The sequence below is a fragment of the Microcoleus sp. FACHB-68 genome (assembly GCF_014695715.1).
Classification (GTDB): Bacteria; Cyanobacteriota; Cyanobacteriia; order Cyanobacteriales; family Oscillatoriaceae; genus FACHB-68.
The window spans coordinates 25870-44080 of record NZ_JACJOT010000004.1 but is presented as its reverse complement, the minus strand read 5'-3'; the positions used below and the strand labels follow the sequence as shown (position 1 = coordinate 44080).

Here is an 18211-nt window from a genome sequence, read left to right as displayed (position 1 = left end):
TATGCAGATGAACACTATTCTTGAACCCTCCTTTCTATTTATATCAGAGGAGCAATGGAGGGATGTTGAAAAAAGAGATGCGTTTTTAGAGCATTTTCTAGGACATCTAGAGAAGATTAGTAATTACTCCATAACAAAGATTTATTGGACGGATGCTCTTGAAGAGCTTCTAATGAATCATGCATATTCCCCGCCTTGGGTTTCAGATGTTAAATGGCGTAATCAATTTTTTCCGATTCTCTATAACCAATTCAATCCGATTAAACTGATTGTAAGCTCAGAGCTTTCTTGGGATGCTTGTCAATGTAGCCCCGTTCTCTCATCTTTTCAGAGGAACACAGAAATTCTTGAGCGATTTCTGGAGTTAGTTCACATTCTTATTAATAAGAATGAAAAAGTCTATTTTTGCCTAGGTTTTGATAAGCAACGAACTAATTGTCTTAGCTACTGTTTCTCCTGCAAGTGTCATGAAAATCATTTAGAGCCAATCGTCATAGTTGCTCCAGACAGCTGGTTTGACCATATTGATATTGTATCAGTGTGTTGGCCCCAAAATAGTCAAGATGCCTTTAAACTGCAATTAGCACTAAAAATAATCTTAAAGAAAAAGCTTTTCAAGCAAATATCCGATCTTCGCTATAACTATGAAACTTCTGAATCTTTTATAAAAGATATTGCTAAAGAATCAATCTATAGAGAAAATATTTTATATAGTCTTGCAAAAAGATTAACTCTTACTCAAGGAGAAGCTGTCTCAGATGAGGGCTTAAGTGATGAACCTGTGAGAGGAAAGAAGGGAGAAAGACGGTTTAGAGTCTCAGGAGTTTGTAGAATCCACTACAAATACTCAGAAACAGGTGATTTATTGTTGCTGAACTATTATGGGGAAGGTAAGCACGATAAGGGTTTAAAGTAATACAATCTCAATGCATAAATGCTAGGAAAAAATGCTTTAAATAGATTTTTGCTAGGCAATTACCTATTATTGACTAAAGTGAAGAGTAATTGCAGTTGCCAGCCACCTAATACTGCGTTGCTGTGGACGGAACAAAGGTTATCGGTGAAAATTAAAAGCTGCCTGTCGGCACTCATCTTAGCCCCGGCCTACGGTACAAAAGCAGGGTTGTTTAGTTCGCTCTCTAAGCTTTCAATGTCACGCCGGCAAACAACCGAAACGGTCGGATTTAGTATTAATTAAAAAGCATAGCATTTCAAAGCAAAAATCTGCTGAGCACTCAAAAAAAATAGAGGCGCGGGGAATTGCGTCTCTATGAGGGATTTAAATTTTATTAAATTTGTTCACTCGCTCGGTTAACACCGGCATAGCCGGCCTGGTTGAGCAAAAACATCAACCGACAAGTCACTTGCTAGTGTGAAAATCCTTAAAGCTTCGGTAGTATTCATCCGGATCGTACAAGTGACATTGGTCAGTAATTTCTTTCATTAAAGACCAAGAAAACTGCTTTTCATTGAGATATTCTCCCCAATTTTCCTTAATGCTGCGATAAGCTAACCGCAAATTGTAAGAAGGAATTGCTGTAGAAATATGATGGGGGACGTGAACGTTAATATCGTGACAGAAAAACTCAACCCAACCTGGGTAATCGCAGTGAACTGTCCCGGAAAGCTGAGCTTGCGCTTCATTCCACTCTTCAGCGGCGGTAAACGGAATTTCTGGTGCTGTGTGGTGAACCAGCGTAAACGTACTCATCCAGAAGTGATAAACCAACCAGGGTAATAGCCAAAATTTAACAAATCCCCAGATGCCAGTCGTTGCGATCAGCACAGGAAACCCAATCGCTGCACCGGCAAGCACCACAAACACAGATAGCTTGACCTGGGAACGCTGTTTGCCTTCAAATCTCGTCCAATCAAAGTGCATCGCTGCCCAGTGAATCACTGAGGCTAACCACCAAAGCCGGCCCCGCATCCGCCGATAGATCCACTTGAGGGGGCTTCCTAAGCCGGCATAAACGTCTTGTTGCCAAGGTTGCCAAGCATTATCCTCATTTAACTTGTTGGTGTGCTTGTGGTGGTAATTATGTAGCAGCCGCCAGCTATGGAACGGGTAAATCAACGGCAGAAACATGATATGGCCCACCAAATCGTTCACCCACCGGCGGTTCGCAAAGGAGCGATGGCCACAATCATGCCCCACAACAAAAAAACCAGTTAGGGCTGTGCCGGTGAAAATCCACGCCACCGGCAGGAGGAACCAGGGCGCAATGGCCAAACTCAAGTATCCCAAGCCAACCAATAACACATTAATCGTTAGGGTTAACCAAGCTTTGCGCCGGCTTTTCTGAAAGCATTCACGCGGCAGCGTCTTCAATATGTCTTTCAGTTTTAGATTGGATTCGGCGGGAACAGATAGCAAGTTATCAGGCTTAGCAATCGATGCAGTCATGAATCAATTAATCTTCTCTAGGTGCTAGTCAAGCAAGAAATCAGTCGTTTCATTTTAAAAACCTGCTAGAGATAGCTCAGTAGCAGGCAATGCAACTGTATGGGTTTCACAGTTGAGCAAGTGTTGGACAAACCCAGGCCGTAAAAACAGCACTGCCGGTTCCAAAACCTCAACTTTTATACCATAATCTTGCGGCTTACCAGAGAATTTAACACTTGAGGCGATTTTTTGCCTAACTTTTGAGATCAGACTTTCCTACTTTTCAGCCGGCCTCCACCATAATCTATTAGGAATTTAGAGTGCCGGCTTTAAATGAAACCCCATTATTAAGCGCAGGTTTACGCTTAAATTCTCTAAATCTTCTAAGCCAACGGTATGCCAGATAACAGCAAAGCCTTTGCCGTTTCACTATCCACCGGCCTAGAAAAAAAGTATCCTTGGGCGTATTCGCATTCCAAAGTTTGCAGTTGAGCCAGTTGTTGCGCTGTTTCCACCCCCTCTGCAATCGCATCCATGCCCAGCGAGTGGGCCAGGGTAATAATCGTCTGAACGATCTCACAATGCTCTCCATTGGCTGCGATCTCGTTCACAAACGAGCGATCAATCTTCAACGTATCAATTGGCAACTGATGCAGACGCGCCAAAGAAGAGTAGCCGGTGCCAAAGTCATCAATTGAAAGTTGAATTCCCAAAGCTTTTAGTTGATCTAGCATTGCCAGTTCAGCAGTGGTATTTTTCATGATCGCACTTTCAGTCAGCTCTAGCTTCAAATTGCGCCCATCAACACCGCTGTGCCGCAGAATCCAGTCAAGCCGCTCAATCATTCCCAACTGCCCCAACTGAATCACCGATAAATTCACACTCATTGTCAGTGGCATTGCGTTGGGTAATTCCTGCTGCCAAATGCCTAGTTGCCGGCACGCTTCTAGCAGCACCCACCGATCAATCAGGCCGATCAGTCCGGTTTCTTCTGCCAGGGGAATAAACGTACAGGGCGAAATCATGCCGCGTTTGGGGTGAAACCACCGTACCAGCGCCTCAAAACCCGTAATCTTGCCGGTGGAGAGGGAAACAATCGGCTGATAGTAGACGCGCAGTTGCCGGCGTTCAATGGCGCGTTGCAAATCTGTCTCTAATAGCAAGCGTTCTAAAGCCGTGGCTTGCATAGTGGGGTCGAAGACGACATAATGCGCCTGATTCTGCATTTTGGCTTGGTGCATGGCGGTGTCGGCGTCGCGCAGGACATCCTCTGGCCGGCTATAACCGGCTTCGCTAACCGCCACACCAATACTGGTGGTTGTGAACACCTCATGGCCATCAACGTTAAACGGCAAACTTAAGTGCTGATAAATCTTTTCAGCAATGCGTGTGGCATCGTTAACGTCTTGAATATTTTCTAACAAAATGGCAAACTCATCTGTTCCCAGTCGCGCCATCATATCTGTGGAGGACAGGCAAGCTTTCAGCCGGCGAGACATTATAATCAGTAACTGTTCGGCAACTCCGTGTCCTAGGCTATATTTAACAAACTTAAAGCGATTCAAGTCTAAATACAGCACTGCAAAAAAGCCGGTATCACCGTCGCTTCTTTGTCCAACTAACTGTTCCAAACGCTGTAAAAATAAAGTCCGGTTCGGTAAGTTTGTTAGTGGATCGTAAAACGCATGGTGCCGCAGTTCTTCCTCCGCCTGCACCCGGTTGGTCACATCTATGCCAATGGCCCACGTTGCCCAACCAGGAACCGGGAATTGCTGGGAAATGTTATACCAAGCAACCGTTCTCACACTGCCATCTTTGCAATGAAGTTGCCATTCCCAATCTCGGCAATTGTTCCAGTGAATATTTCGCCGGCTTAGCATCTGTTTGCGATAAGCTGCATCAGGAAGGATGAGTTCAATCGCTTGGGGATTACCCACCATTTCCTGTGCCCCAAAGCCGGTGACTCTCTCACACTCTTGGTTCCAAACGATAACGTTTTTTTCTGCGTCTAAGGCGCACATCATCACCGGCATATTTTCAATCACGCTACGCAAGCGCTCTTGCAGTTGTTTGGTTTGTTCATACAACTGAGCGTTGAAAATCGCCATCGCGCAACGTTCGCCGGTGACTTCTAGCAGATAAATATCACGATCATTGTAGGGATGAATTTTCAACCAATCTATATGCAGAACGCCCACCAGAGTGTCGTTGCGCTTCAGTGGGACGCCTAACATGGTGCGAATGCCCCTGTCTTTGAGAAACTGACTGCTCACACGGGGATCAGTTTGCGCGTCTTCTATATAAAGCGGCTGCATGGTTGCGGCAATGGTGCCGGCAAACCCCTGTCCGATGGCAACACTGAAGCCGGCGCTGACTTCTTCTTCAATTCCGATGCTGGCGCGAACGTAGAGGTGAGCATTTTCTTTTAAAAGAATTACGGCTGTATCAGCCTGCATTACCTCCACAATGCGCCTGAGCAATACATCTAGCAGTTCTTCAAGATTTAAGGTGCTGATCCCATTGGCGGTGACAGCGCTCAGCGCGGCTAACTCTTGGGTTTCTCGTTGGAGTTGCGCGATTAACTGTTCGTGCTGCCGTTCCAGACGCTTACGCTCGGTGATATCCGTAATCATGCTGATCGTCCCGGTAAAATTACCCGTAGGATCACGCAGGGGCGACATAAAGATACTGATGTCAATATCCGTACCATCTTGCCGGCTCCACTGTGTTTCCACCCCCGTAAATACACCTCCGTATCTCCAGATATTAACAAATTTTTGGACTTCTACAGGCTTGTTGTCAGCAAGCTTACCGAGAAACTGTCCCTTCACTTGTTGTTCACTCCAGCCAAACATTTTTTCGGCAGCGGGATTCCACCGTTGAACATTGCCATCAGGATCAATGATATTGATAGCAACCGGCGCGGATTGAATGAATGTCTGTAGAGTTTGTTCGGTTCGGTGTAAAGTTTTCTCTAGGTGTTTGCGCTCAGTGATGTCTTGCCAGATCCCAATCAAACCGATCACGTTGCCTTGCGGATTGCGATAAACCTCTTTTCTAACCAAATAGGTATGACTACTGCCCTTTGTGGTGATCGTTTCTTCGCTCGTTTGAGCTTGGCCGGCACTGATGATGTTGCGTTCAATCTCTTGATTTTTCTGAGCGATTGCCGGCGAAAGTAGCGCTGTGTCATCTTGTCCAATAATTTTCTCTGCCGGTTTTCCCAAAATGCGAGCGGCAGCAGCGTTAACGATGGCATAGTGTCCTTGCAGATTTTTTACAAAAATAGCATCGGTTGAGCCTTCCACAAGTGCCTCTAAAAGACTTTGGTTTTCTTGCATTAATTGCCAGCTTTGACATATTAAGACGTACAAAATTCCACTGCTGATCGGGATAAATGCCCAGTCTTTAATAGTTTGCAAATGTGTGGCAGTGCTTGAGTCTTTTGTCAAAAGCTTCAGCAGCAGCTCGGAAAAAAGCAGCCAAACACTGCTTAAGAAGGCGTAGCTCAATACTATCCGAGCCAAATGTTGTGGGGGGGTGCGTTCGCGTTTCATAATTGATCCATCTAATTCGCGTCGCGTTTTTGTATCTGCCATTTGCCGTTTATTTGCCCCAGAATTTCTATTCTCTCTGCCATCAAATCCTTGTTAAAACCCAATATTTATTGAGCTAATTTACCAAAATAGAGACAGAGAGAGCCAGAGAGAATCTACAGACTTCTGATCTTTTTTTACTCAGTAAAACTACGAATAGCCACAAAATCTAATAAAAATATGGCCAACATTATTTTATTTTGATTTCTTGTGTTATGTGATGCCATAAGAAATAACCAAGTCCAGTCAAGTGTCGCTTATGCTCGTGTGCTGAAGAAAATTGCTGCCATAATAATTAAGCCCAAAAGTGCCACTGGCACCCATAGCTCAAATAAATCAATCATTTCATTGATTTTCCTCTGTCAAAAGGTTTTTACTTTTAAAATTTAATTTTATCTTTATCAATTGTCAACAATAATTTATAAAAAATCAAATCAAGAGCTAAAATACAAATGAGAAATATTACTTATTCTCCTGGTTGCAAAAAGCTGAAATCCTCTCATATTATGGGTTTGAGCAGTAAACGCTCTATTCAAACTCACAACGGTATAATCCAAAACTGATTATGACACATCTAGACACGGTGACCTGGCTGCAAGAACGAACGGCGCTCAGCATTTTATCGGCACCGGCATTAAGCGCAATCTCACAAGTTATCGAAGAAAAAATCGTGCCGGCGAATGAACGTTTTGTAGTGGAGGATACACTGCCGGCAGGATTGTACATTCTGAAACAAGGACGCTTAGAAGCCAACCGCAATAATCAAAGCGCTCAAGTTTGGGCCTTAAGTTTATTACCGGGAGCGACGTTGCACTTACAAGAATTGCTTTTAGATCAGCCGGCTCAGCGAACCGTCGTGACGCTTAGCGAATGCAAATTATGGTTTGTTCCTGCCGGCCTTTTTCGGGAATTAATGACTCAATACCCGGAAATTAGCAAGGCATTTTCCCAGCAGTTGGCACAAGAACTCGCCCAGTTATCGTCCCAGCTCAACTACGAACAAGAGCGTCAAACCGCCTTGCGTCCCTATCTTGTCCCCAAGGCAAAACGCGGCGTTGTCGGCAAAAGCCGCTATGCAGTGCGTCTGAGACAGCAAATTAAACAAGCAACCGAAGATCGGCGTTCAGTTGTGATTTTTGGGGAACCGGGACTGGAAAAAGATAATATTGCGGCGCTGATTCATTTCGGTTCTGCGTGCCGGCGTGAACCCATGATTAAAGTCAACTGTGGCGTACTGCAAACCAGCGGTGCAGAATTATTTGGACGTGCCGGCGGCAAACCCGGACTACTGGAATGGCTGGGAGAAGGCACTTTATTGTTCAATAACATCCAAGAACTTCCCTCAGAATTGATGCCTCAGATCAAGGAATTGTTGGAAACCGGCACTTACAAATTAGTTGGGGGAGAATCCCTGTCAGCACTCAATTGTCGGGCGCGAATTATTATGATTTCCGAGAAAAACTTGCCCGATATCGAGCGTTTAACCGGCCATTTAATCAAAGTTCCACCCTTGCGGGTGCGTAAAGCGGATATTAGCGCCCAAGTAGACTATTACATTAGCCTTTTTTGTCAGAAAAAACACATTGCTAAACCGCAATTAACCCCGGAAGCCTTGCGCCGGCTGCAAGCTTATGACTTTCCTAGTAATTTGAGGGAGTTAGAAAATCTCGTGGAACGGGCGCTTGTTCAGTCTGCCGGCGCGAATGAACTCACGGAAGAAATTGTTTGGCCGGCACAGACAAAGAAAAAGCAATTTCGTGTCAACCTTTTAAATGCCTATCCCCGCCTGCGCCATTTCTTGCGAAGTTCCTGGTGGCCAGACCGGCTTAACAACTGGGTGATCTTGCCGGCGTATACTTTGGTCGTCGCCGTTTTATTTCTCGGCCCTCAAAATCGCGCCCAGAATTTTGGTTTAAATTTATTCTGGGCGTGGTGGTGGCCGTTAATATTGCTGGGATTTCCCTTTGTAGGCCGGCTGTGGTGCGCGGTTTGCCCGTTTATGATTTATGGGGAAATCACGCAAAAGCTTTCCTTGTGGCTGTTTCCCCGCAAGCTCAAAACCTGGCCACGACACGAAGCTGAGCAGTGGGGCGGATGGTTTTTGTTTGGCTTATTCGCCTTAATTTTCTTGTGGGAAGAACTGTGGAATTTAGAAAACACCGCTTATCTTTCCGCGTGCTTGTTGCTATTAATTACTGCCGGCGCAATGATTTTTTCAGCGATTTTCGAGCGCCGGTTTTGGTGCCGGTATCTCTGCCCGATTGGGGGAATGAACGGTTTATTTGCCAAACTATCGATGACGGAATTACGAGCGCAGCAAGGCACTTGTTCTGCTGAATGTACAACTTATCAGTGTTATAAAGGCGGGCCGCAAAAAGGAGAAGGATTGGAAACCGGCGGCTGTCCGTTATACTCGCATCCAGCCCAGCTAGAAGATAACCGGGATTGTGTGTTATGTATGACCTGTCTCAAAGCCTGCCCACACCGTTCGGTAGAGTTTAATTTGCGGCCACCAGGCATTGAATTATGGACAACGCATACGCCGCGTATTTATGAAGTGGCGTTGTTAATGTTACTCTTGGGCGGCGTCTTTCTGCATCGGCTGCCGGAATTACAATCTTGGCTGAATTTGTCGTTAAATGGTAGTGAGTTTTGGGTGCATTTAGGATTATCAGTTGCGGCTTTAACATTGCCTGCCGGCATCCCGTTTCTCGCTTATGGCTTGATGCAGCTTATTCATCTTTTCTTTCCAAAAAATCCCAAACCTAAGCCATTTGTCGAGTTAGCTTATGGATATTTGCCTCTCGTATTGGGGGCGAATTTGGCTCACTATTTGCGCCTGGGGTTAGGAGAAGCCGGACGTATTCTGCCGGTGAGTTTTGCAACATTTGGCTTAAACACGCAAGCGGTGCCGGTGGTGGTTGCACACCCCGCAGTGATTGCCTTTTTGCAGGGAACAACCCTAATAGCCGCAGTGTTGCTAAGCGTAGTGTTAACACAAAAAATCGCTCGGCAGCCGATGCGAGCGACTTTTCCCCAACATATCGCAGCCGTTGTTTTAGCTGCCGGCTTGTGGGTGCTGATTGTTAGTTACTAAGTGTCGTGAGTAGGTTAGAGAATGCCCTGTGGCCGTTTCTAGGTAATGTTACGGAGACGCTTCACTTAATAGCTGTTACCCATCTGATCAACTTGTACTTGTTGCCACTGAGCACTGAGGACTGGGCACTGAGCACTTAGAAGAGAACACGTAGCAAAAGTCCGCCGAGGACATTCAGCAAATTGCCACCACCCCCGCCGCCTTCGCCTCTAGCTCTTTTTTGATAAACTTCAATCTGTTTAATCAATAGCTGAGAGGTTTGGTAGCCATTGGGATCGCCTTGGGCTGAATAAAGCGTTTCCGCTTGTTGGGCATCTTGAAGCCCCCCTGTATAGTTTCCCATTTCTGCCTTCGCCGCTGCGCGACCGAGGAAAGCGGGAGCAAAGTCCGGTTTAATGGTTAGTGCTTGATTGAAATACTCAATCGCGCCCGGATAATTTTTCCGCTGCCCTTCTTCCATTGCCCACTGATACAGGTTCTCCAACCTGCCGACGTATTCACCCAGCCCAATCGTACCCTTCACATTCGCGCCGGCTAGATTCACGCCCGTGAGATCCGCACCGGCAAGGTTGGCATCTCTCAAATCCGCGCCGGCCAAATTTGCTCCTTTCAGGTTTGCCTGTCCCAAATTCGCACCAAACAAACCTGCACTGCTCAAATCAGCCCCACTTAAATTGGCACGCGTCAGATCCGCGCGGCTGAGATTCGCCCGATTCAAATTAGCACCCCCAAGATTGGCACCCATGAGGTTAGCGAGAACCAAGCCAGCGCCGCTGAGTTCGCACTTGGGACATTGTTTAGAAGCAAGTAGCTGTCTGGTATGTTCTAAGTTTTCCGATCGGGCAGCAGTGGGCAGACTTAAAACCGTGAGTAGTGCTGCGGTGGCGAGTGTTCTTGATATCATGGTGGCGTCATAGCAGAGCATCCAGACAGTCGATCAATCAGGCTAGCGGAATTTTTTGCACAGCCCCTGCGGGGCAATCCGTGGCCATCCAGTTTATCTTAAGACGTGCCGGCAACGTTACTGCGGCTTTTGCAGCTCAGTGAGTCGGTTCATCGCGTCTTCGTAATCCTGGGTTTTTCCTTGTTTTTTGTAAAGGTCTGCAGCTTTCTGAAAATCGGTTAAGGCACTTTGGGGATTTCCTAAAGCAGAGTTCGCTAATCCTCGGTTGTAATAAGCATTTGCATTATCAACATCAATCTGCAAAGCGCGATCGTAATCTTGAATGGCCTTTTGATAATCTTTGAGTTCAGCGTAAACAGTGCCCCGGTTGTTGTAAGCATAGGTATTATCCGGAGCTAAACGGATGGCTTCGCTGTAATCCTCTAGCGCTTTATCATTTTGTTCCAGAAGATCCTGCGCCAGTCCTCGATAATAGAAGGTTTCAGCATTATTCGGCTTGATTTGCAAACTCTTAGAAAAGTCATCAATCGCGCCTTTAAAGTCTCCTTTCTCCATCTTTTCCAACCCTTGGCTGAATAAATCTTCAGCATTTTGAGTCATGAAGATTGGTTGTGGAGTCTGCGCCTGAACTGAAATCGCTCCTCCACCGAGTACGGCGGCGATTCCTAAGATAGCAACAGTTTTGTGAATGTGGTTCATAAGTTTACCTTAAACGTGGCAATCTAGCGGGGTCGTTTTTCAAACTAACTATAATGGTCGCCATTCTCAGGGATCTAGTTCCTTTCAAAGCCAGAGAATTAAGCGCCACACTAAGAACTCTAGCGCCTAAATGTTATGCCGGTGAGCGCTGGATCTTGCCTGTAATGGTGTGCCTTTGTTTTCCATGAGGTGTGCCGGCAACTGTTCACCGAGTTATTTCAATTTCTTATACAAAATCATCACTTTGGCCGCCTGAACTAGCAGTTTATCCTAACACAAACGTGAGTTGGGCGAAGCCAGAGTCCAGAAGACAACTGGATTAGCGCCCTTGAGGCCGTCACGAATACACCGGCAAAATTTCAATCGTACTGTTCTGACTGCCCCCGATCAGGTATTGACCGTCTGGACTAAAAACGACAGAAAAAATGCCGGCAGAACCGAGAGAAATGGTTCGCAGCAATTCGCCGGTCGATAGATTCCAAATTTTAATCGTTTTGTCGCGGCTGCTACTGGCAAGCAGCTGACCATCCGGGCTGATCGCCACAGCCCAAACCGGCCCAGCATGACCTCCCAACAGATGCACGGGCGAACCGGCAGCGCGATCAGAATCACCCGAACCCATCTGCCAAACGGTAATTGTTTGGTCATCGCTGCCACTGACGAGTAATTGCCCGTTGCGAGCAATCGTCAGCGTCCGCACATAGCCAGAATGACCCTCAAGCGTTAGTACCGGCGACTCACTCGGCTGTCCGCCGGCCATGTGCCAGATATTAATTGTCTTGTCATCGCTGCCGCTGGCCAGGAATTGACCATCGGGACTGAAAGCCAGACAGCGAACATAGTCTGAATGACCCGATAAATTAGCCAGCATTTGGCCGGTTCGCAAATACCAGATATTAATCGTCTTGTCGTCACCGCAACTGGCGAGGAGTTGACCGTCTGGACTGAAGGCAACCGAACGCACCCAGTTAGAATGGCCGGCCAACGTCAGTACCGGCGTTCCCTGGGAAATTCCAGAGGAATCGGCACCCAAATGCCAAATTTTGATGGTTTTGTCATTGCTACCACTGGCGAGGAGTTGACCATCTGGACTAATTGCCACGGTGCGAACGTAGCCGGAATGCCCGGTGAGGGTGCGTAGAGGTCGCACGCCGGGGCGTCCATCCTGACGGGCAATCCGCTGCCACAGCTTGATCGTTTTGTCATCACTGCCGCTAACAACGAGCCGGCCATCGGGACTGATGGCAACGGCTTGAACGTAATCGGAATGACCGGCAACGGTTTTAACCAATTGCCCAGAGGAACGCCGCAGGACGATCTCGCCGAGTGCCGGTGCAGCCAAATGGGTTCGCAGCAACTCGTGGGGAAAGCGGTAACGCCCGCCGATTTGCTGTACAAAGCCGAGAGAATTGGCGTATTGCAGGAAACGGGCGTAGTTCCACGGCGCGTAGCCATGCGCCCAGAGGATGAGGCGCAGGGTGAAATGCTGCAGGCAAGCAATGCCGCCACAAGCAAGACCGGCCAGGATGCCAAAACCCAGACCACCTAAGCCGGTGATGAACCCACCCATGAGGCCAAAACTCACCCCAAAGCTGACCGCGCTCATTAAGGTAAACAAACCGGCGGTAGAGACAGAATGCCAAATTCCCTGGTTCGGCATTGTTTTGGGCTTGATTTCCAGGTCATTGAGTCCTTGAGAACTGCCGAAAATCAGCCCTCCAATTAGCCCGCCAATAATGGCTCGCACTGCGCCGAAAAAGCCTCCCACTAATTCACCCAGGATGGCTAAAAATAGGCCGCCGGCTAGCCCCGCCAGTAGCCCCAAAATCATCCCGATGAGTAGCCCCTTCCTGGCTTTTTCCCACGACCAGTTCAGGGGTTCTGCCGGCGCAATTTTGAAACTAAGTCCTCCCAATAGCCCAAAAAACAGGCTCCCGAGCAGGCCGGCAAGTGGCCCAAAACTCAGGCCGCAACTGATCCCGCCAATCAGCCCCACAATCAGCCCCACCCCAAGCCGGTAACTCCATTGGTGAATCGCCGTTGGCAACCATGCCGGTTGCATATTTTCGATGGCAAACTCGTCGTTTGTCGAGCGTTTCAGCCATTTTGCCAGCCAACTCAGCCAATGTCTGGTTTGTTCTGGGGTGGGGGGTTTACCGGCACTTCCCTGCGGATCGTTGATTTCTTGTTTGAGCTGCCGGCGAATATAGGCATCGAGCAAATACCGACAGCGAGATTCATCAGAAGGACGCGCCTGCCACTCATCCAGCCAGATTTCTTCCGCTGCCAGGGCGATCAGGTTCAAAAACACAGGGGTTTTTGCCCACTTCAACAAATTCGGGTCATTTTGAACGCTCTGCCACAACTGGTGCGATCCTAAACTCCACAGGTAATTCTGAACTTGCGCCTCAGTTAGGGGTAACAAATAAATTGCGCCGTTCACTTGTAGCAGAGTTTTGCAGTTGGCGTATTCTGCTAGTCCACTGCACACAACTAAACGATCCGGTTGATAGTCAACGAGAAATCGGTTTATTGCTAGCACACAGGGCTTTTGCCACTCTGAGCGCAGTTCATCTAGCCCATCGAGCAGAGGCAACAGTTGGCCGGTTGCCAGCCACTGTTTAACGAGTTCGGCTTGAATGCCATATTTTGCCTGCAGTTCTTCCACCAGCCACTCAGCCAAAGTTCGCCGATCTTCTTTCCAAGAGCAAAGGTTGAGCAACACCGGCATCGGTTCACGGGGATCGTTGAGGGCGCGATTGACGAGTTCTGTTGCCAGTTCTAACAGGGTCGTGGTTTTGCCCGATCCGGGTGATCCTAAAATTAATAACTTGCCGGCGACGGATGGCAAGTCAAACAGTTCAATAATTTCCTTTCCTGGCAACAGCCGCACACTAGGCTGAGTGCCGATTTTCACTTCCACATCCCAAAGCCGGGGACTTGGCTGCTGTTGTTCTTGCTGTGACTTGAGCAGCAGTGTGTGATGCAATGACTGTTTAAGCCGGCTTTCAACTTCGTTCTTAACTTCAACGAGCAATTTGTAGCGAGTTGTAACACTCTGCCGCGCAGAAGCCACTGCTGGGGCTTGGATAATCTGTTGCATTTTCAGCCTCATCATCACTGCCCTCGGTAATCATTCAGCATAGATAAACTCACGGCTCTAAATCCGATGTGGAAGGTTGCAATTGTCACAAAAAGTTTAATCGTATTTTGCCCTCAAATGATTAGGTGTCGGTTTAATGTTGCCAAAATAGGGAATTCAAGTTGATTTTATAAGGCCGGCAGCCGGTGTTGGAAGCAGCCAGTCTGAGAGTTGTCATAGCTGCCGGTTCTTCAAGCGAGCCGCCCCTTCGCCCAGGATTTTGATGGAGCAAGGGTTTGCACCCCTCAATGGCAACCCAGCCCTGAAGTTGCCGGCTTGCACTTCGCAGTCAGCCGGCAGAAGTGCCACAGGATTTTCACTGCGGCTTATTAATCCTTTTTAAATTAAACACATAGATTTCAAGCAAACATGATGCAATTTGAATTTTTCTTCAGTGCTCCCCCCGTTTCTTTATCCAGTTCGTCTACTCGCTGCAAAGCCAAGAAGAGGCTACTTCAGAATTTGGAACCTCTGACCCTGGCTTTTTTTCAAGATTCCCTGCCCGAATTTGATATCCTAGCCATAGAAATTCTGATGAAGCCGGCTTAAGATTTTTTTTGTCGCTTAACAACTTTTGAAACCTATTAAGCATTTCGGTTGATTTCGCTACAACCGACTTTAAATCAGGGCGATCCATTCAAAACATGAGCGAGCGTGTTGGATTAAATTTTGCAACTATTGCCCTACCCATTAACAGCCATGAATTCCCCCACTCAAGCCCAAATTAATTGTATTATCACTGATTTAGAACTCCTGATTACCGAAATTGAAAACAACCCTGATCTCTCTAAATGGGTTGTGCGGATGGCTCTCAAGTCGATTCAGGATAAAGCTAAGAAAACGGCCACGCAGGCAGCGCAAACAACTCTGTATCTAGAACAGCGAGCTTTATTAAACTGATCGATTTGCGGCACCGCAGAAACCATGCCTATGCCTTAAGCAGCTAGATCCTGTCAAAGCTAGGAGCTGTAGTGATGTAAATCACCTAAAGCGATGGGTAAGATCACAAGTGTTGACTGATTTCAATCGCGCACTCAATAGATGAGGATCACACTCCAGAGCGCATTACATCACTGGAATGAATCGAAAAATAGTTGATATTAGGATTGTCGAGTTCAGGTTACCAATATGCCAGCTCAAGCACTTTTCCCCAAACCCAGCATCGCCGACCTTTTTGGTCAAGCCTGGAACTCTGGCTGGCTAACCTTAACAGCTCGGCAGACTTTAAGAGCAGCTCTACTCGACTGTTCCCTCACGGAAGACGATCAAGCGGCGATTGATCGCTTGCTGCACGCCGTTCGTCGGGGTTGGCTGAAGATTTTAGATTAATGCTTGTGATTTTCGACAGCTACCCGATTAAGTGACAATTTGAGTCAACCGCCTATTAAGTTTGAGCTGATAGAGATTTTCCTAAAGCAATTATTGAATTGATTTAGCACAATATATTTTAATCAAGTTTGATTAACAAGTTTCGAGATACGTCATGGAGACATTTGGAATTAAGCCGCACATGGGAAGTGCGGTTTTTTTATCTTTAAAAAGAAGGCGTTGGGGCGTTCAGTAAAGCACCCCAACCGGCTTTCACAAACATCGTTGTAGCGAAATACTAACGCCACTGCGTTTTAGGTTAAATCCGTGAGCCTCCAGACACCATCCCAGTTGGCCGGTGGGGGTGTGTGAAGCCAATGCTGGCAACGCTCTATTTGGATGGCAGCCGGTTTATCCCAACTGGAAATTTCCAGAACTTTTGTAAAGGCAGCAATTGCTTTAACAAATTGGTGAGAGCGATAATACTCACGTCCCTGGCAATAGTATTCAAGTACCTGCAACTTTTCTTCTGGAATTTCTTCAGAGCGCAAGCCGGCAACTTGATAAATAGCCATTGGCTTGTCTGTACCCTCAATGCCAATCAAGTCAAGTTCTCTTGCCCAAATTTGCTCCGCACAGGGTTGGTAAGTTGTTTCGCTAATAATAATGTCGCAGCCATATTCTTTACTAGCTTTTTCCAATTGGGAGCCGAGATTGACTCCGTCTCCAATACTCGAAAATTCGAGGCGGTTTGTTGCGCCAATGTTGTTTGCTTGAAGACTGTCGGAGTTGATGCCAATGCCGATGCGGATTGCCGGCTTGCCATCTTCAACACGGCGGACATTTAATTCCACGAGCCGGTAGCGCATTTCCACTGCTGTTTGCACAGCACACCAGGCATGATCTTCTAGGGGTAAAGACCAACCAAAAAGAGCGATTATCGCATCACCAACATATTTATCGATGGTGCCTTTATTCTTGAATACAGCCTCAGTCATTGACTCAAAATATTCTTTGAGTAGCTGGTTAACTTCCTGATCTTCTAAGTTTTCCAGCAAAGGCGTGAAACTGCGAATTCCTGAGAACAAAACTGAGATATCCTTGCGTTCGCGGATCGTTTGTAGTGTTAGGAGATTATCTGCTACCGTGATCTGCGTTAAAGGTATGGGGGAGAGGGGACTACCGCTAGCGAGCCGATTCTGGGGATTGTCTAGCAGTTGTTCGACTAATTCAGGGGTCATGTACTGATAGAGTTGGCTTTTGAGGTGTTTTTCATCGCTCATGTTATCCATCACCACCAAAACCCCATAAATATTAGCGGGTTCGCCGGCATCGACGATTGAGCTGATTGATAAGTTAATCATGTGCTGCTCATCGCCGGCTAGTAAAATTTGATTGGGGTAGAATTGCTGACAATCTCGTTCATACTTTGCTTCAAGGGCTGCTTGAAACAATTTGGTAAAATTGCTATTCTGAAACTGAATTAAATCGCAAGCAAGGCGGCCTTCTAGTTCCTCTTCTTTTCTAAAGCCCAATAAATTTTTTGCACTTTCATTAATCGCGATGATGGTGCCGGCTTGATCTGTGGAAACTACCCCATAAGCAAGGGTGCGAATAATATCGCGCTGGATCTGTTCCTGCCGCTTGAGCGCTGAAAATTTCATCGCATTTTGCAGAACGATGCCGGCTTTAATGTTAAATGCCTGCAATACCTCTTGGTCGCTGCGATTATAACTTGCTTTCCAACAATCGGGGGCGTTAGGCCATTCATCTGGATCGTAGTCTGGGAAATCACCTTGTTGCTGTTTATTGACTAATTGCGTTACACCAATTAAACCCCCATCCCCGTTAAAAATTGGCACGCACAATAAGCTACAAGTGCGATAACCAACTTTGCGATCTGTTTGTTTGACAGTTTCGGTATCTGGATGCTCATACAAGTCAAAACCAATCACCAAAGGTTCGCCAGATTGAGCAACTTGACCAACAAATCCTACCCACATCGGGATGCGAATTTCTTTTAAAGTCCCGCCCATCGGGATTTTTGTCCATAGCTCATTTTTCTCGCGATCAATTAGCCACACGGTTCCCCGATCTGCACGCATTATCTGTTTTGCTTCATTCATTACCGCCTGAATTGTTTCATCTAAATCTAAACTACTTTGAGAGAGGGAGCGAATAGCAGACATGAGTACGGTAGAAATCTGCTGTTGTTCAAGAATTGATTCTAAACCTAGCAAATTGTTTTGAGGGTTCAGAATCAGTTGATTAGAATCTGAACTTTCCCCAGCATCTTCTCCTAAGTCTTTAACAATTTTTTCCTGTTTTTCTTGATTTAAATCGGCGGTTGTGGGTGAGAGATTTTCATTGGCAGTGGCTAATCCTATTGCCTGTGCGGAAGCCGTTTGACATTTTTCTAAAATCGGTCGCATTAAGGGGACAAAGTCTGTAAACAAATCTTCATCTGATTGCGTGAAACCGGCAGTGTCAACTTTTTTAGGCAAAGGTGCTGCTAGATCATGAGTTGCTTTCAGTTTGTTAAAAAGCTGAACAACGGCCATAAGAGCGCCTTCCTCATTAAATAGCGGTAAAGCCATCAGGGTATAAGTGCGGTAGCCGGTTTTTAAATCTTGCTCTTTGGTGGCACTAGAACGCGGATCGTCATAGAAATCAAAGGGAATATTCACAATTCTGTTGGAAGCGACGACTTCACCCAGAATTTCCACACCGGCAGGCATCCGAATTTCTACAAATCCCCCACGCTCAGCACTGGCGGCAATTGACCAAAGTTCGTTATTTTTTTGATCTAATAAAAATACGCTCGCCCGATCTGCGTTGAGTAACTTTCCGGTTTTTAGGGTAACTTCATGCCACATCTCATAAAGAATGGCTTCAAACCCTAGGCTGTTCGCCATATTTTTATCTCCTCTAAATTGATAGCCGGCTGTGAGTTTGAGCATTTTTTCGATTCCCCTTCAAGATCGCGCCTGCTTGCTTCCCTGATTTGACGCGGATGAGAGGAGGAATTTTACTAAGGTTGATTGATTCCAAGGATAATCTAACAAAAAGTTTAAAATCC

The 18211-nt window shown here is 46.6% G+C and carries 10 protein-coding genes; 4 read left to right on the top strand and 6 right to left on the bottom strand.

The features are described from left to right. Nucleotides 1-7: 7 nt before the first annotated feature. On the top strand, nucleotides 8-916 hold the full coding sequence (locus H6F73_RS03980; RefSeq protein ID WP_190757527.1) for a hypothetical protein: 909 nt from the start codon (nucleotides 8-10) through the stop codon (nucleotides 914-916). Between the two features lie 444 nt (nucleotides 917-1360). Here the strand turns inward: H6F73_RS03980 and H6F73_RS03975 are convergent, their stop codons facing one another. Then, nucleotides 1361-2407, bottom strand: a complete 1047-nt coding sequence (locus H6F73_RS03975; RefSeq protein ID WP_190757526.1) for a fatty acid desaturase — start codon at nucleotides 2405-2407, stop codon at nucleotides 1361-1363. A 362-nt stretch (nucleotides 2408-2769) separates the two neighbouring features. Further along, nucleotides 2770-5985, bottom strand: a complete 3216-nt coding sequence (locus H6F73_RS03970; protein WP_190757525.1) for an EAL domain-containing protein — start codon at nucleotides 5983-5985, stop codon at nucleotides 2770-2772. A gap of 562 nt (nucleotides 5986-6547) precedes the next feature. Here H6F73_RS03970 and H6F73_RS03965 point away from each other — a divergent pair. Beyond that, complete coding sequence (locus tag H6F73_RS03965; RefSeq protein ID WP_190757524.1) at nucleotides 6548-9079, top strand: sigma 54-interacting transcriptional regulator; 2532 nt, start codon at nucleotides 6548-6550, stop codon at nucleotides 9077-9079. A gap of 136 nt (nucleotides 9080-9215) precedes the next feature. Here the strand turns inward: H6F73_RS03965 and H6F73_RS03960 are convergent, their stop codons facing one another. From H6F73_RS03960 to H6F73_RS03950, 3 genes are all read right to left on the bottom strand, one after another. Beyond that, nucleotides 9216-9983, bottom strand: a complete 768-nt coding sequence (locus H6F73_RS03960; RefSeq protein WP_190757523.1) for a pentapeptide repeat-containing protein — start codon at nucleotides 9981-9983, stop codon at nucleotides 9216-9218. Between the two features lie 117 nt (nucleotides 9984-10100). Beyond that, nucleotides 10101-10682 (bottom strand): tetratricopeptide repeat protein, encoded by a 582-nt coding sequence (locus H6F73_RS03955; protein WP_190757522.1) that lies wholly within the window; start codon nucleotides 10680-10682, stop codon nucleotides 10101-10103. Between the two features lie 337 nt (nucleotides 10683-11019). Beyond that, nucleotides 11020-13785, bottom strand: coding sequence for an NACHT domain-containing protein (locus tag H6F73_RS03950; RefSeq protein WP_190757521.1), 2766 nt, complete (start codon nucleotides 13783-13785; stop codon nucleotides 11020-11022). Between the two features lie 738 nt (nucleotides 13786-14523). Here H6F73_RS03950 and H6F73_RS03945 point away from each other — a divergent pair. Together H6F73_RS03945 and H6F73_RS03940 are read left to right on the top strand one after the other, a co-directional pair. Beyond that, entirely contained in the window at nucleotides 14524-14724 is a 201-nt protein-coding gene (locus H6F73_RS03945) for a hypothetical protein (protein ID WP_190757520.1), read from the top strand. Between the two features lie 228 nt (nucleotides 14725-14952). After that, nucleotides 14953-15153: a hypothetical protein gene (locus H6F73_RS03940; RefSeq protein WP_190757519.1), complete on the top strand. Its 201-nt coding sequence runs from the start codon at nucleotides 14953-14955 to the stop codon at nucleotides 15151-15153. 293 nt (nucleotides 15154-15446) lie between these two features. Here the strand turns inward: H6F73_RS03940 and H6F73_RS03935 are convergent, their stop codons facing one another. Then, complete coding sequence (locus H6F73_RS03935) at nucleotides 15447-18092, bottom strand: GAF domain-containing protein (protein WP_190757518.1); 2646 nt, start codon at nucleotides 18090-18092, stop codon at nucleotides 15447-15449. Nucleotides 18093-18211 lie beyond the last annotated feature (119 nt).